General features: G+C 49.5%; 1 pseudogene. It reads right to left on the reverse strand.

What is annotated here, in order from left to right:
- Positions 1-463 (reverse strand): annotated as a pseudogene (locus LKK83_RS05005) (hypothetical protein); the annotation flags it as partial.

The raw sequence follows: 463 nt of genomic DNA on the forward strand, positions 1-463 counted from the left end.
AACCGTAACCCGGCGAGAAGCTGGGTACAAGCGGCAATTTCCTGTCGCTGTTCCCGTGATTCTATCTTAGCCAATTCCCCCGCCACTTGACTCAGCAATTGCGTCGGTTCCTCAGCGGCACACAACACCGCTAAAGGGAGCAATGCGCGGTCTTGCAGCAAGGGTTCTGGAGATTGCTCCCACAACCGCACCACTTCATATTGGTGTCGGGTCGATTGGAACTCAAATTGCGTCTGAAAAACCTCCGGATTGCTCGTCTGCTTCAACCAAATAACCACCTGTTTCACCGGCAGTCGATATTGCCAGTATAATCGCAACCAATAATTTAACATCCGCAGGGGCATCGGTTGCTCTGTGGGTACTTTTACCTGAAATTCTAAATGCAGAATCTCCGTCCGCGTGCTTAAAAATGTGACCGAATCTGCTCGAATCGGGTCTAAAGGTAATTCGGTTTTTAATACCT

Source organism: Phormidium sp. CCY1219 (genome assembly GCF_035615515.1).
GTDB lineage: Bacteria > Cyanobacteriota > Cyanobacteriia > Cyanobacteriales > Laspinemataceae > CCY1219.